This window comes from Bordetella tumbae (assembly GCF_054780995.1).
Genome location: NZ_BAAGVG010000023.1, coordinates 36,052 through 48,852 on the forward strand (window position 1 = coordinate 36,052; position 12,801 = coordinate 48,852).

The 12,801-nt window shown below is 59.9% G+C and carries 13 protein-coding genes; 5 read left to right on the forward strand and 8 right to left on the reverse strand.

Annotated elements, in window-relative coordinates; translation table 11 throughout:
* Positions 1–167: 167 nt before the first annotated feature.
* The 5 genes from ACYVI2_RS22635 (at position 168) to ACYVI2_RS22655 (ending at position 5,180) form a co-directional block, all read left to right on the forward strand.
* Positions 168–1,184 carry a Bug family tripartite tricarboxylate transporter substrate binding protein gene (locus ACYVI2_RS22635; RefSeq protein WP_415821181.1) on the forward strand — a complete coding sequence of 339 codons (1,017 nt, stop codon included), beginning with the start codon at positions 168–170 and terminating at the stop codon, positions 1,182–1,184.
* 127 nt (positions 1,185–1,311) lie between these two features.
* The gene (locus ACYVI2_RS22640; protein WP_415821180.1) at positions 1,312–1,899 is read left to right on the forward strand and encodes a cysteine hydrolase family protein; all 588 of its coding nucleotides are present in this window, start codon (positions 1,312–1,314) and stop codon (positions 1,897–1,899) included.
* Positions 1,896–2,690 carry an SDR family NAD(P)-dependent oxidoreductase gene (locus ACYVI2_RS22645; protein ID WP_415821179.1) on the forward strand — a complete coding sequence of 265 codons (795 nt, stop codon included), beginning with the start codon at positions 1,896–1,898 and terminating at the stop codon, positions 2,688–2,690. Before ACYVI2_RS22640 ends, ACYVI2_RS22645 begins: the two co-directional genes overlap by 4 nt.
* Before the next feature lie 50 nt (positions 2,691–2,740).
* Positions 2,741–4,204, forward strand: a complete 1,464-nt coding sequence (locus ACYVI2_RS22650; protein ID WP_415821178.1) for an FAD-dependent oxidoreductase — start codon at positions 2,741–2,743, stop codon at positions 4,202–4,204.
* 46 nt (positions 4,205–4,250) lie between these two features.
* Positions 4,251–5,180 carry a LysR family transcriptional regulator gene (locus ACYVI2_RS22655; protein WP_415821177.1) on the forward strand — a complete coding sequence of 310 codons (930 nt, stop codon included), beginning with the start codon at positions 4,251–4,253 and terminating at the stop codon, positions 5,178–5,180.
* On the opposite strand, the gene ACYVI2_RS22660 is transcribed toward ACYVI2_RS22655, so the two are convergent.
* The 8 genes from ACYVI2_RS22660 to dctP form a co-directional block, all read right to left on the reverse strand.
* Positions 5,156–5,914, reverse strand: coding sequence for a LamB/YcsF family protein (locus tag ACYVI2_RS22660; RefSeq protein ID WP_415821176.1), 759 nt, complete (start codon positions 5,912–5,914; stop codon positions 5,156–5,158). The two genes, ACYVI2_RS22655 and ACYVI2_RS22660, sit on opposite strands and share 25 nt — an antisense overlap.
* Positions 5,915–5,923: 9 nt before the next feature.
* The gene (locus ACYVI2_RS22665) at positions 5,924–6,934 is read right to left on the reverse strand and encodes a 5-oxoprolinase subunit C family protein (protein ID WP_415821174.1); all 1,011 of its coding nucleotides are present in this window, start codon (positions 6,932–6,934) and stop codon (positions 5,924–5,926) included.
* On the reverse strand, positions 6,931–7,608 hold the full coding sequence (gene pxpB / locus ACYVI2_RS22670; protein WP_415821173.1) for a 5-oxoprolinase subunit PxpB: 678 nt from the start codon (positions 7,606–7,608) through the stop codon (positions 6,931–6,933). The genes ACYVI2_RS22665 and pxpB overlap by 4 nt, the downstream gene beginning before the upstream one ends.
* Complete coding sequence (locus ACYVI2_RS22675; RefSeq protein ID WP_415821172.1) at positions 7,605–9,005, reverse strand: amidase; 1,401 nt, start codon at positions 9,003–9,005, stop codon at positions 7,605–7,607. The genes pxpB and ACYVI2_RS22675 overlap by 4 nt, the downstream gene beginning before the upstream one ends.
* Positions 9,006–9,021: 16 nt before the next feature.
* Positions 9,022–9,690 carry an RraA family protein gene (locus ACYVI2_RS22680; protein WP_415821171.1) on the reverse strand — a complete coding sequence of 223 codons (669 nt, stop codon included), beginning with the start codon at positions 9,688–9,690 and terminating at the stop codon, positions 9,022–9,024.
* 71 nt (positions 9,691–9,761) lie between these two features.
* Positions 9,762–11,036 carry a TRAP transporter large permease gene (locus tag ACYVI2_RS22685; protein ID WP_415821170.1) on the reverse strand — a complete coding sequence of 425 codons (1,275 nt, stop codon included), beginning with the start codon at positions 11,034–11,036 and terminating at the stop codon, positions 9,762–9,764.
* Positions 11,033–11,593 carry a TRAP transporter small permease subunit gene (locus ACYVI2_RS22690; protein WP_415821169.1) on the reverse strand — a complete coding sequence of 187 codons (561 nt, stop codon included), beginning with the start codon at positions 11,591–11,593 and terminating at the stop codon, positions 11,033–11,035. The genes ACYVI2_RS22685 and ACYVI2_RS22690 overlap by 4 nt, the downstream gene beginning before the upstream one ends.
* 67 nt (positions 11,594–11,660) lie before the next feature.
* On the reverse strand, positions 11,661–12,779 hold the full coding sequence (gene dctP, locus ACYVI2_RS22695) for a TRAP transporter substrate-binding protein DctP (RefSeq protein ID WP_415821168.1): 1,119 nt from the start codon (positions 12,777–12,779) through the stop codon (positions 11,661–11,663).
* Positions 12,780–12,801: the final 22 nt, after the last annotated feature.

The window sequence follows — 12,801 nt, forward strand, 5'->3', positions numbered from 1 at the left end:
ATAGCCGTATCCTGTGCGGACTGGGGATGTCCTGAGCGTTTCCATGATGGTGTTGCCCGTCTACCGATTCTTACGTTTCGCGTAGGAATCCATCTCGGAAATTGGTGTTTCGTCGCGCTCCGCGCGATGAGACACTCTTACGCACAACGAGAACGACGGAGACAACGATGAGGAATGCTGCTTTATGCGTGCTACCTCGTGCCGCTCGCGCCTTTGTGCGCTCTGTGGGTATCCTGGCCGTGGCTCTGGGCGTGACAACGCCTGCCCAGGCCCAGGACTACCCGGCGGGACGACCAATCAAGCTGGTGGTGCCTTGGCCTGTGGGCGGTGTGACAGATGCGGCCAGCCGTATTCTGGCCACACGGCTCGGAGAGCAACTAGGGACCACGATCATTGTCGAGAATCGCAGCGGTGCGAATGGCCGCGTCGGGACGGACTATGCGGCGTCTGCGCCTGCAGATGGCTACACGCTGTTCGTTGCCAGTGCCGAGACGCATGCTATCAATCCGCACGTCTATTCGACCTTGTCTTACGATCCGATCAAGGCGTTTACGGGGGTGGCGCCGTTTGCTCTCAATCCGTTTGCGTTGGTCTCGCGCGCTGATTTAAAGGCCGGGACGCTGCAGGAGGTGATCGCGTTGGCCAAGGCTCGTCCCGGTGAGTTGACCTTTGCGTCATGGGGCGTGGGCAGTACTTCGCAGATCGGTATGGAGATGCTTAAAGGCCAGTACCAGTTGCAGATGCTGCATGTTCCGTTTCAAGGCGAGGCGCCTGCGGTGAACGCGTTGATGGCCGGGCAGGTGGACTTGATGGTGTTGCCCGCGGCGCGCGCCAAGGCGCTGAGTGCGGATGGCAAGATCAAGGTCTATTCGATGATGACCCACGATCGTTTTTTCGTGTTGCCCGATACGCCTGGGATGGATGAGTTGGGGATCAAGGGCATTAATGTGGTGAATTGGTTTGCTGTGGTGGCGCCTGCCAATACACCGGAGCCGATTGTGCAGCGCGTGGCGGGGGCCATCAATTCCATCATTCAATCGCCTGACGCCATCGCGAATTTCCGGGCGCTGGGGGTGGACGTGCACCCTGTGATGAGCCCCGGCGATCTGCAGCATTTCATTGAATCAGAGACGCAGCGTTGGGGGGACGTGATTTCCAACGCCAATATCAAGCTGGACGGCTGAGCGCGTCTGTATTCCTGTGCGTGGTTGCGAGCCAGGCGTGTTCGATATTTCAGGCGCGCTGGGCGTAGCCGTGGGAAGCGTCTGCGCTTCTGGTTCACCTTCAACATCAAACAAGAGAGGATTCGTTTTGAACGCTATTTATCTGGTCCTGGACATGCAGAACGACCTGGTCAACCCGGAGGCGGGAGCCATGCCCAGTCCGTTGGTGCAAGAGGCTCGCGACAGGGATATCGTCGCCCGGACAGCTCGTGCGATAGAGGCCGCTCGTCGAGCCGGCGTGGCTATTGGATTTGTACGTGTGGGTTTCTCCAGTGACTATCATGAGTGTCCAAAGGGCTCGCCGATTTTTGGCGGCGCGCCTGACGCGGGATTGTTCCGTTTGGGTACCCGAGGGACGGAGATCCATCCTGATCTGGGGGCACGTGATACGGACGTGCACGTCGTTAAACACCGTGTCAGTCCGTTTTATGCGACGACGCTGATGGCGCAACTGAGAGCGATGCGGATCGAGCGTATCTATTGCTCGGGCGTGTCCACGCAAGCCGTGGTGCAGGCTACTGTGCGCGACGCACATGACCGCGATTTTGATGTGGTCCTGCTCGAGGATTGCTGCGCCGCGCATTCTGCCGAGGAACACGCTCACTCTGTCCAATCGCTGGGCCGGTTTTGTCGAGTTGTGAACTCCAGCGATGATGTCTTTGGAGCCGGAGCATGATCTTGTCGGCGGAAGTGGCATTGATCACTGGGGCGGCACAAGGATTGGGACGGGCGATTGCGCTGGCCTATGCACACGCGGGTTGTCAGGTGGTGGTCGCGGATATCAATGAGACTGGGGCACGAGAAGTGGCCGTGGAAATCCAGGCCAACGGCGGGCAGGCCGAGGCGGTATGCCTCGATGTGGCGGATGTGCATAGTGGCCAGGCGGCTGTGCAAGCGGCGCTGCGGCGGTTCGGCAGACTCAGTGTGCTGGTCAACTGTGCGGTCTTTGCCAAATATGGTCCGTTGGCTGAGGTGGAGAGTGCGGTTATCGATCGCATGCTCGCGGTGGGCCTGAAAGGGCCGCTGTTGCTGAGTCAGAGCGTGGCCGAGCCAATGCGGCAGGCTGGGCGCGGCGTCATTATCAACATCTCGTCTGTTGTCGCGCTGACCGGAGTGGCATATAGCAGCGCCTATGCCTCGCTAAAAGGCGGGTTGGACGCGATGTCCCGCGCGCTGGCGGTGGAGTTGGGCCCGATGGGTATCAGGGTGAATTCCCTGGCGCCGTCGGCCATCCCTTCAGCGATGTCGAATGCCAATCTCGATGCCGCTGGATGGGAGGAGCGGCGGCGCCGTACTGCGCTGGGACGTATCGGCACCCAGGACGATGTGGCCGCCGCCGCAGTGTTTTTGGCGTCTCCTGCCGCGGCGTTCATGACTGGCGTGGTGTTGCCGATTGATGGCGGTTTCAGCATCGCCGGCATGGTGCCGGGTGTGGATCTGGCGACGGTGGGCCGCACGCGGCGTTGATATGTCGGGGTTAGGTGCAGACCTGTGATTCAGTACCGGGAGAAAGACGAATGATTGAAACTCATGATTTTGATGTGGTCGTTCTGGGGCATGGTATCGCCGGGCTGTCGGCAGCCGTCGCCGCCATGGAGGCGGGCGCGAGGGTAGCTGTACTCGAACGTGCCAGCGAAAGCGAAAGCGGCGGCTGCACGCGGTACACGGAAGCCTTTCTGCGGCTCAAAAGCGAAACCGAGCTGTCGGACGATTTTGATGAGGCGATGGCAGAGGTGGCCAGCGCCAATCCTGATCCTGGGTTGGTCGCCGAGATGGATAGCGCCTCGGAGTCGTGGGGCAATGTCGTGCGTTCGATGCCTGTGACGGATACGGATTACTTGGCGGCGTTGTCGCGCGAGGCTGTTCCGACGATTCAGTGGATCAAGGGGCATGGGGTGCGGTTCATTCCCACGATGCTGCCGCAGATCACGTTGGCGCCTATGACCATGATCACGCCCAGCGGGGGTGGTGCGGCGATGCTCGAGGCGTTGGGCAATGCGGCGCGCAAGGGTGGCGTCCAATTCTTTTACGAAACAACGGGACGCCGTCTGATCGAATCCGAGGGTGTTATCTCCGGTTTGCATGCGGTTGCTCGGGGGAACCGCCCCGTTGATTTTTTGGCAAAGGCAGTGGTGTTGGCCAGCGGTGGATTTGAAGGATCGCCGGAAATGCTGGCTCGTTATGTAGGCCCTGGATCTGCGGGTATTCGTCCCGTTGCGCGCGGCGCGCATTACAACCGCGGCGAAGGCATACGCATGGCGTTTGACGTGGGCGCTGCACCCGCTGGCGATTTTGGCGCCTATCACTCTACGCCTGTGGATGAGAGATCTGCACGGGCAGAGGCCAAGGTGCTGATTTTTCCTTTCGGCATCGTGGTCAATCGACTGGGTATGCGTTTCTGCGACGAAGGCAGCGGCGCCGATTACAACAATTATGACCGGATCTGCTGGGCGATACAGAAACAACCCAATAACGTCGGGTATGCCGTTCTGGATGCCAAGATCAATGATGTACCGAACTACGTCAGAGCCGTGTTGAGTGATTTGCCGCCCATAAAGGCCGACAGCCTGCCGGATTTGGCCCGCAAGCTCGATGTGCCGCTGGGTGCATTGGAGGAAACTGTAGCGGCATTTAATGCGGGATGCCGGGCAGGGCGATTCGTGCCTTCTGAGGCCGATGGTTTATCGACGGTCGGTGTTGTGCCTGCCAAGAGTAACTGGGCCCGTCCCATCGATACACCGCCGTTCATTGCGTATCCCCTTATTCCCTCCGGCATTATTACGTTCGGAGGGGTGAAAACCAACGCCAGTGCACAGGTGCTCAACAGTGACGGCGATGTGATTCCGAATCTGTACGCCGCGGGCGCGATGACTGGCATCTACTATCGGCGTTATCCGGCTGCGACCTCGGTATTGCGTGGCGCTACCTTCGGCCGGATCGCGGGGGTACACGCTGCGGGATTGCGCGGATCGGAGGGGTAGGGGGAAGCAAGGAGAAAGATGTCTTTCAACGGATAGTGGCGTTATCATGCCCGGCATGGACCTCTTTGGCGCGATTCGCACCTTTGTCACGATAGTGGAAGCCGGCGGGCTCGCCCCGGCGGCGGAGCGATTGCAGATCTCTGCTGCTGCGGTCAGCCGCCATTTGGCATTGCTCGAGAATCATCTCGAGGCGCGCTTGCTGGACCGCACGACGCGCCGCCATCGGTTGACCGAGATTGGCGAAACCTGTTTTGAACGGTTCTCGCGTATCCTCGCCGAGCTCGAGCACACCGAGCAACTGGCAACCGCCGGCACGATCGAGGCAAAGGGTGTGTTGCGCGTGGCGTCGACCATGCATTTCTGGACGTGGCGGGTTGCTCAGGTGTTGCCGGATTTCATGCGCCAACATCCCAAACTGGATGTGCAAGTCAACTTGAGCGAACGATTGGTGGATCTGGTCGAGGAGAACTACGACGTCGCACTGCAGTTTCATCCGCCGGTCAGTCAGTCGGTAGTGGGGCGCAAAATCACGACGTTGCATCGCGTGGTGTGCGCGTCGCCAGAGTATTTGCGTCTGCAAGGCGTGCCGCAAACGATAGACGAACTAGCCACCCGTGAATGTCTGTTGTATGCCAGCCGGGACGAACTGGTCGAATGGCGTTTCCGTACCGCTGAAGGCGAGCGTACAGTACGGGTGTCAGGGCGTTTACGATCCACGGACGCAAACACGCTGCGCTTGGCTGGGATGGCTGGCATCGGCATTATCCGATCGCCGTTGTTTGTCGTGGAGAAAGACCTCGCCGCCGGTCGTTTGCAGAGGATTCTGCTGCATGCGGAGTCGGTCGATCCTGACCTGTTGGCCGTCTATCCGAGCCGTCGTCACTTGCCGGCAAAGGTACGAGTGTTTGTTGATTTTCTCTGTGATCGGTTTGGACGGCCTGCGCATGCTGATCACGTAAAAGCCGCGATCCGATAGCCGATATCCTGCGCAGCCTGGCGTATGGTGCGGGCGATTTCGATTGAATCCGGTGTGTCGCTGTGCACCAGGATGGAGTCCACCGGCATGTCGAGATCCGTTCCGTCGATGGCGCGGACTTTGCCTTCTTGCAGTACGCGTTGCACGCGTTCGCGTATGAGGGCGGGATCGTGAATGACGGAGCCTGGTGTTTTGCGGCTGACCAATACGCCGTCAGGCGTGTAGGCACGGTCGGCCAGGAATGACGCGACAATATCCACGCCCAGTTTCTGCGCCACGCGGTATGCGGCGGTATGGGGCAGGGCCACGAATTTGAGCGTCGAGTCAAAGGCCTTTACCGCGCTTAATGTGGCGAGGGAAACGTCCTCGTCGATAAAAGACAGATTGCCCAGTGCACCGTGAAAATTCGCATGGGTGAGCCGGGATCCTGCGTGCTCCGCGATGGCGCTCAGCGCGCCGAGCTGATATATCGTCATCAGCTCCAGTTCCTTGGCGGTATAGGCAATATGGCGGCGTCCAAATCCCTGGATATCTGGATAGCCGACGTGGGCGCCGATACTGACGCCGTTCTTGTTTGCCAGCACTGCCGTCTGATGCATCGTCATGTAGTCGCCGGCATGAAAGCCGCAGGCGACGTTAGCCGATGTGATGAGGCCCAGAATCGCAGCGTCGTCGGCCTTGGCATAGTCGCCATAGCCTTCGCCCAGGTCGGAATTGATGTCGATGGTTTTCATAGTGGATGTTCAGTGAAAGCGTCGGCGCGTCAGCTCGCAACGCAACGCGATGTCGTCCAGGAATTTCTGATGGCGTGTGGTGATCGCTGCAGCATAGGCGATATCGCAAACGGCAAACCGCACGGGCGTGCCGGGTCGCAGTTGGGCGAACATGTGCAAGTCCGCCTCGATCACCGTGGCGATGACGGGATAGCCGCCGCTGGTGTTGCCATCGCAGAGCTGGACGATGGGCAGGCCCGAGGGGGGCAATTGCACGACACCAGGCATGATGCCGTGCGAGCGCATTTCGTGCCGTCTCTCCATTGGCAGCGTGGGGCCTTCCAGCCGGCAGCCGACGCGGTTGCTTTGGGGAGAGACTTGCCAGGTGGCGTTCACTAATTGCTGCTGTGCGGCTGCGGTCAGGTCTGGCCATTGCGCTGCCGGCAGAATATGCACCAACGGAACGACGCTATCGCCGTCTGGGGGACTGTGATCCAGACGGTCTCCCTGATGCGCGTAGGGAGCGCGTTGCATGACGGGCAAACCAAAACCGGTATTGCGGTTGCTCAAAGGAGGCGTGGGGCACAGGTCCAGTGTGTCGCCGTTTTTGAGGGGACGGCCTTGGATACCGCCAAATCCGCCTTTCAGGTCTGTAGAGGTGGATCCCAGTACCGAGGGCACTGCCAGGCCGCCGCGAACGGCCAGATAGCTGCGCACGCCGGCGCTGACTGCACCCAGTTTCAATTGCTGGCCGGCTCGTACGCTCAGCGCCCACCAGTTGGGTAATGGCCGCCCGTCGAGGGTGGCATCGACGGTGGCGCCTGATAACGCGATTTCAGTGTCGGTGTGAAACGTCAAGCATGCATGGCCCATGGTGATCTCCAGGCCGGCTGCGTCAATGGCGTTGCCCAGCATCAGATTCGCGACTGACAGCGCGACGGGATCCATGGCGCCGCTCAAGCCGACGCCGAGATGGCGCCACGATTTGCGCCCGAGGTCTTGTACCGAGGTATAGAAGCCAGCCTGATTGATTTCAATCATGGCAGGACCTCCTGGATTTCGAAGCGCACGGTATCGCCGGGCGTGAACAGGGCGGGACGGTCCTGAGTGTGGTCAAAGCAGTTGAGTGTGGTCTTGCCGATGATGTGCCAACCACACGGTGTGGTGCGGGAAAGGATGGCGGCTTGGCTGCCGCCTACGATGACGGATCCGGCTTGCACACGGGGCCTGGGTACATCGCGTCGTGGCACGGCCAGGCGGGGATCCAGTCCGCCTAGATAGGCGAATCCCGGTTGGCTGCCCAAGGCATAGACCACATAGGTGCCCTGCGCATGCAGGTCGATATAGTCTCGGGTCGTCAATCCAGCGTGACGCGCCACGAGACCGAGGTCTTCTCCATCCTGTCCGCCGTACACCACCGGCACGATAATCTGGCGGCCAGGGGATGCGCTGGCCCCGGCGGTTTCCCACGCGTCGTGGATGAAAGCCTGGCAGGCATCGAAGTCGTGCTGGATGTTGCGAAAAATCACCAGCAGGTTGTTCATGCCGGGCACGACTTCGAGCACGTCTTCGCGAGCCGACAGGCAGGCGGACATGCCCCAGACTTTCTGCTGCACGGTGAGGTCTGCGGTAGACGCGGTGGGCATGCCGAGGTCGCACAGGATGGCGTATTCGCCTTGCCTGGAGCAGATCGGTTTAGCGGCAGGACGGGTCATGTGGGCAGCGTTGGCGTGCGCAGATGCCACTGTGTACGCGATTGATAGATTTCGCCGATGTCGAGGATGCTTTCTTCGCTGTAAGGACGGCCGATGATCTGCAGTGACAGCGGCAGACCGTGCTGTGTGACGCCGTTCGGCACCGCGAGGGCCGCTAAATTGAAGAAGTTGGCAAACCGCGTGTAATAGGCGGGGGTGGAGTTCTGGTCGACTTCCGTCAGCGGCAGTGGTGCGGTGGCGGTGGTGGGTGTCAGCAGGGCATCGACCTGTTCGAAAATGGATTCGAGCTCGCGCTGCATGGCTTGCCGGCGCCGTAGTGCGTTCAGGTAATCTGCCGCCCGCACGGTGCGGCCTTTTAGCAGACGGGGACGCACGTCTTCGTCCAGGGGTTGAGAGGGATCGTCGACGAGTTCGGCGTAGAAACTATAGCCCTCGGCATTCATGATCAGGCTATTGAATTCGGCAACCTCGGCAAAGCCATAGGGCAGCGTGATGTCCACGATGTCGGCACCGGCTGCACGCAACACCTCGAGAGAGGCGTCGTAGGCGGCCAGGACTTCTGCCGTCGCAACGGCGCGCTCGTTATCTGGCAGGCGGGCCAGGCGCAGTCCTTTCAGGTCGTTGTGCCGGCGTGCCTGCACGATCCGTTGTGCATGGTGGGTGGTGTTGGCGCGGCCGCAATCGTCGTGCTCTCGTAATGCGTGATAGAGCAGGCGGGCATCGCTCACGGTACGAGTCATCGGGCCTGGGGTGTCCAGTGTGGTGCTCAGCGGCAGTATGCCCTCGGTACTGATTCGTCCTGTGCAGACTTTCAGGGCGGTCAGGTTGCACCATGAGGCGGGCAGCCGCACGGATCCCCCTGTATCGGTGCCGATGGCCCACGGTGCGAGGCCCGCCGCGACGGCCACACCCGAGCCGCTGCTCGATCCGCCGGGCGTGCGCGGGACGTCCAGATCCCAGGGATTCAGTGGTGTCCCCAGGCGAGTGTTGGTACCCCATCCGCCGGTGGCAAACTCGACGGTGTGCGTTTTGCCCAGGATGATCATCCCTTGTTGCCGAAGGCGGTGCACGAGGGCCGCCGTGACAGTGCTGCGACGGTTCTGGTTGGCGGCGCAGCCTCCCATGGTGATACGCCCTTCGATCTCGATCAGGTCTTTGAGGGCGATGGGAATGCCGTGCAATGGACCGAGGGAGCTGCCCGCTTGGCGGGCGAGGTCGGCGCTTTGTGCGAGCTGACGGGCTTCCGGCGCGTAGGTGTCGATAAACGCGTGCAGGCGGTCGTCCTGGTCTGAGATGCGTTGCAGATAGTGCTCTACCAGGGTTGCGGATGATAGCGTGCCTGCCTCGAGCTGGGCAGAGAGTTCAGTGACTGTCGCGAATGGGTTGGATAATGACATTGCACGGTTTCCCTGTTCAATGTTGCGCCAAGTGCTGTGCGATGATTGCCGAGGTACCGAGGATATCAGGGTATTTCTCGCCGGCATCGACACGTTGCAGGGTTTGTTTTTCCCCGGTTTGCAGGCCGACGGCTTTGTTGGCAGCAAATTCGATGAGTTCGGGCCGCAGGACGAGGACACCGTTTTCATCCGCCAGTATGGCATCTCCGGGGGATACCGCTACGCCGCCGCAGGACACGGGGATGCAGAATTCCCCACCTATGCCCAATGTTTTTACGGTAATGGTGGTGAGTCCTCGCGACCAGACTGGCAAGCCATAGCGTCGCAGTTCTTCGATATCGGTGACGACGCCGTCCACGATGATGCCTACGACCCCGGCCGCACGCGCGGCGTAGGCTAGCGCGCCGCCGAGGCTGGCGTGACGCTGGTCGCCGCAACGGTCGATGACCAGGATATCGCCCGGACGGGCCTGGCCCACGGCGTAATGCGCCATCGCGCCATCGGGGCCGGGGTAGCGCACGGTCACTGCGGTGCCTGCTATACGTTTGGGCGGCAACATTGCGCGGATGCCGCTATCCATGAAACCTGTGTGCAGAAAATGGCCGATCGTGGCAGGCTCCGCGCGACTGAGCAGGTCAATACGTTCGGGGGCGATGGGTTCGGGAAGCGATTTCAACAGGTACATGAGAACTGTCTCCAGATTCAGGTATGGGAAAGCCGATGAGCAGGTTGGTCGAGCTTTGAGAAAGCGAGGGTCTATCGATACCAGAGGACGACTTCGGGCCAGACGATGATGATCCCGACCAAAGTCAGCAGTGCGAGCAAATAGGGCGACACGCCAATGAAAACGTCCATGAGCGAGCCGCGTCCGCGTGTGGCTTGGACGACGTAGCAGTTCATGCCGACAGGTGGTGTGATGAGGCCGGCCTCGGTGACGAGGATCACCATGATGCCGAACCAGACGGGATCAAAGCCCAGTTTGGCCATGATGGGGGCGAGTACGGGTACGGTCAGGACTGTCAGTGATAACCCCTCCAGAAAGCAGCCCAGGATCAGGTAGATGAGCACGACCAGCAGGACTAGCGCGTATGTGCTGAGATTCAGGTCGAGCACAAAGCTCTCGAGCAGGCGGGAAAAGCCGATCATGCCCAGCGCAAAATTCAGCAATGCGGCAAAGATGATGATGATCATCAGAATGGCATTGGTCTTTGCCGTGGCAAATAGCGCTGAGTTCAGAATGCCGAAAGACATCCGGCCTCTGACGAGTGCCAGGACGACGGTCGCAATGACCCCCAGCGCTGCGGCCTCGGTTGGCGTGGCAATGCCAGCATAAATGGAACCCACTACCACCAGGAACAGCCCCAGGGGCGGCAGCAGCTTGGGCAGCGTGGCAATCCGCATGCTCCAGTCGGTCTCGATCGGCTTGCCGCTCCATTCGGGCCGCAGGATGCACAGTATGGTCGTCACCAGCATGAACAGCGCGGTCAGAATCAAGCCTGGCACAATGCCGGCCAAATAGAGCTCGGGAATGGATGTGTTGGTGATGCTGCCGTAGACGATCAGATTAATAGAAGGCGGAATCAGGATCCCCAGCGTGCCGCCTGCGGCAATGCTGCCCAGAAATAGCCGTTCGTTATAGCTGTGCAATTTGATTTGGGGAATGGCGATCGAGCCGATGGTGGCAGCGGTGGCGAGGCTGGATCCCGATGTGGCGGCAAAGATGGCACTGGTGGCCACATTGGTTTGCATCAATCGACCAGGCATTTTGTTGAGCCATGGCGCGACGGCATCGTACATTTCGCCGGCAATGCCGCTGCGCACGAAGATCTCGCCGAGCATGATGAACAACGGCACCGAGATCAGCACATAGTTTTGCGACTGGGCCCAGGCCGTCATCCCGAGCGAATCTACGATAGGGGCTGGAGAGATCAGCCCGACAGCGAGAGCGCCCAGGCCGATGACTGAAAAAATGGGCAGGCCTGCAAAGAAAAGAATGAATGCGCCCAGGATGAAGGCAATGCCGATGGTCATAGCGTGTACTCCCCGGACTGTTCGTCTTCTTCGATGAGGCTGATCGTTTCTTCATACTTGCCTCGCAGGGCAAGACCCAGGCTTTCCAGCAATACCAGCAAGGCGGAAATCAGAAAGAGGAGAACGCCGGCCAGGAAAATGAATTGAGGTATCCACATAGGCACGCGCAACGGTGTGTTTGATACCGCATCAAACGTCCATGAGTCGAAAGCAAGAATCCATATTTGCCACGCCAGGATGCCGATCAAGACGACTGTCGTCAGCACGGCCAATACGTCGAGCCAGGCTTTGGTGCGTGGCTGCAGTGTCATGTGCAGAACGTTCACCCGTATATGACTGCCTTGGAAAAACGCGTACGACAAGGCCCAGCTTGTAGCCAGGGCAAGTGCATAGCCACCGAGCTCGTCGGCGCCGACGAAGGCGACGCCAAATACTTTGCGAACCACGACGTCGGTGCTGACTAACAGCGTCGTGGCAAACAGGACGTAGAGTCCAGCCAAGGCTGCCATGCGAGACAGGCGCTCGAACAGAATTCGGGCACTGGTGAGATAAGACATGTTCTCTCCCGTGCTGGCCGCCTGTCCCGCGTACCTCAGGGACAGGCGGGCAGCGTGTAGGGTTGGGTTATTGTGCTGGAATCGTCATGTCGACGGCTTTGCCGACGGTGTCGTTCCACGCTGTGGCGCAGTCTTTGCCGCATGCCTTGCCATATTGGGGCAGCACTTTTTGCTGAACAACTTCGCGCACTTTGGCCAGGTCTTCTTTGCTGGGCTCGACCAGTTTCATATTGCCCGGCGTGACGCCGGCTTTGCCGATCATCGTGCAACGCTTGTCGGCGGTGTTGCACCAGATGCCTTCCTGGACATTCTTGGTCTGAATGGCGTCGCTGATATTGCGGTAGTAATAATCTATCGCTTTGGTCAGCCATGCGCGTTGGGTCTCGTCCAGCTTGGCCAGGCTCTTGGTGTTGATGACCTGAATGGTGGGCGCCCAGCCTGCGATCAGTGTGAACATGGTGTCGGAGACTTCATAGAGCTTTGCGGTATTGCCGGACATGGTGCCCGTGATCACGCAATCGATCACACCGCGCTGCAGCGCAGGGACCAGTTCGCCGAAAGCCATGGTGACGGGGGCGGCGCCCAGGCCTTGTACCAACTCGGACAGCGTGCTCGAGCTGACACGTACTTTTTTGCCTTTCAGGTCATCGACGGTTTTGATGTCACCCCTGCAGAAAAAGGTTTGTGCGCCCGACATGCCGGCGCCCAGCAGATTGACGCGGTAGCGCTTTTGCAGCGCGGTCTCGGCTGCCGGCTCGTAGGCGGCCAGCACTTTCTTGATGGAGTCTACTGAGGTGGCTACACCGGCCAGATCGAAACCGTCCAGGGTCGGAACATCGCCCGAACCATAGTTGGCGACCATGTTGGCCATGTCGAAAGTGCCCTGAGAAATGAGTTGCAGCGCATCTGACGGTTGGGCGTTGATGTCGGTGACGCTATTGAGCGTCGCAGTGACCTTGCCGGCGCCGAGTTCCTTGACGGTTTCGCTCCAGAAGGGTTTTACGACGAACGACCATTCCGACGTGCCCACTGGTGGCCCCAGCACGCGCATGGAAAACGGTTTCATTTCCTGTGCGAGAGAAAGCAGCTCGGCTTTGGTATCCGTTTGTGCGCGCACGGTTGTGGCAGCCAACGCGGTGACCATCACTGCTACGGCGGAAAGAAGTTGTTTGTGGATCTGCTTCATGTCAACCCTCTGTTGTGTAGCC